Origin of the sequence: Streptomyces sp. W16 (assembly GCF_033194735.1) — a bacterium.
Lineage (GTDB): Bacteria > Actinomycetota > Actinomycetes > Streptomycetales > Streptomycetaceae > Streptomyces.
In genome coordinates, this window is record NZ_JAWOAI010000952.1 from 1 (window position 1) to 2,062 (window position 2,062).

General features: G+C 72.4%; 2 protein-coding genes. Both read left to right on the forward strand.

The window, feature by feature from the left end; translation table 11 throughout:
- Positions 1 to 1,252, forward strand: a 1,252-nt coding sequence (locus tag R6V09_RS51815; protein WP_317888354.1) for an aldehyde dehydrogenase family protein, incomplete at its 5' end; no start/stop codon positions are given.
- The gene (locus R6V09_RS51820) at positions 1,225 to 1,914 is read left to right on the forward strand and encodes a ThuA domain-containing protein (protein ID WP_317888355.1); all 690 of its coding nucleotides are present in this window, start codon (positions 1,225 to 1,227) and stop codon (positions 1,912 to 1,914) included. The genes R6V09_RS51815 and R6V09_RS51820, both read left to right, overlap by 28 nt.
- The last annotated feature ends 148 nt before the right edge of the window (positions 1,915 to 2,062 follow it).

The following is a 2,062-nucleotide window of genomic DNA, read 5'->3' on the forward strand; positions in this document are numbered from 1 at the left end:
CGCGCTGAGCGCTCCCGAGCGCGCGGCGGGCCTGCGGCGGATGGCCGAGTTCTTCCAGGCGCACCACGCGGAGCTGGTCGAGCAGAGCATGCGCGAGACCGGCGGGGTGCGGGCCAAGGCCGAGGACGAGGTGTCCACCGGCATCCGCCAGCTGCAGATCTCCATGATCCAGGCGAGCGAGAACGCCGGCGACCTGCTGCCGCCGTACAAGGCGGGCAAGCTCTCGATGTCCCGGGCGGTACCGCTCGGGGTGATCGGTGTGATCACACCCTGGAACTACCCGGTCAACCTGGCCATGCGGGCGGTGGCACCGGCGCTGGCCTTCGGCAACACCGTCGTGCTCAAGCCCGCCGAGCTCACCCCGATCATCGGCGGCCAGGTGCTCGCCGAGGCGGCCCGGGCCGCCGGACTGCCGCCGGGTGTGTTCAACGTGGTGACCGGCGACGGCCTCGACGCGGGGCACGCGCTCGCCGAGCACACCGGCCTGAACCTGCTGGACTTCACCGGCTCCCGTGAGGTCGGCCTCGCCATCGCGGCCTCCGCCGCGGCCACGCTGCGGCCGGTCCGGCTCGAACTCGGCGGCAGCAACGCCTTCGTGGTCCTCGACGACGCCGACATCGACCTCGCGGCCTCGTGCGCGATGATCGCCTCCCTGGAGTTCCAGGGCCAGACCTGCATCAGCGCCGGCCGTCACATCGTCACCCGCGCGGTGGCGGACCAGTATCTCGACGCCCTCACCCGACGCGCCGCCGCCCTGCGCGTCGGCGACCCGATGAGCGGGACGGCGGATCTGGGCCCCCTGATCAGCACCCGCCAGCGCGACCGGGTGCACGCCCTCGTGACGGCATCGGTGGAGATGGGCGCGGAGGTGCTCACCGGCGGCACGTTCGACGGTCCCGAGGGGCTGTTCTACCGGCCCACCGTGCTGGCCAAGGTGACGCCCGACATGCCCGCCTTCACCGAGGAGATCTTCGGCCCGGTCCTCCCGGTCACCGTGGTGGACGACCAGGAGGAGGCGGTGGCCGTGACCAACGGGCTCCCCATGCTGATGAACTCGGTGTTCTCCGCCGACCTCATACGGGGCCTGTCGGTGGCCGAACGGCTCGACGCCGGCGAGGTGCACGTCAACGACGCCCACGCGCGGCACGGCGCGGACGACCAGATGGCGGGCTTCACCAAACGGCAGTGGATCGGCCTCCAGCGCACACCGCTCACCCTGCCGTCGTGGACCGCCGACCCCGCGACCCGTTGATGGCCGCAGAGCGTACGGCGCTGGTGGTCCGCGGCGGCTGGGAGGGCCACTCCCCACGGGAGTGCACCGACCTGTTCCTGCCCGCGCTGGCCGACGCCGGTTTCGCGATCACGGTCCGGGAGGATCTGGAGGCCTACGCCGACGCGGACCTGATGGCGCGGACCGATCTCGTCGTGCAGTGCTGGACCGAGGGCCGGCTGACCGAGGAGCAGAGCGCGGGGCTCGTCTCGGCCGTCGAGGCGGGCACCGGCTTCGCGGGCTGGCACGGCGGTGTCGTAGCGACGTTCCAGGACACGCCCGCGTACCTGCGCATGGTCGGCGGCCTGTTCCTGCACCACCCGGCGGAGTTCCTGGAGTACCAGGTCCGGATCGAGCCGGAACACCGGGAACACCCGATCGTCGCCGGACTGCCCGACACGACGGTGATGACCGAGCAGTACTGGATGCTGACCGACGCGTTCAGCACCGTACTGGCGTCCACCACCGTCGCTCCGGGCGCCGCGGGGCAGGGCGAACGGCCGGTCGACATGCCCGTCGTATGGACCAGACAGTGGGGGCGGGGGCGCGTCTTCTTCTCCGCCCTGGGGCACCGGGCGGACGACCTGCGCGAGCCCACCGTAAGGACGCTCACCACGCGCGGACTGCTCTGGGCGGCGCGGTGAACGAGCCGGTGGGGGACGGACGGTCGGTCGGTCGTGGTGGCAACCATTCCCGCCACCTGCCCAACCGGCTCCTCCCTCGCTACGTCCGTGCCCGCCTGGCCTGGAGGCGCGCCGCGAGAGCGAGCCGGGGCCGCCACCGAGGGAGTTC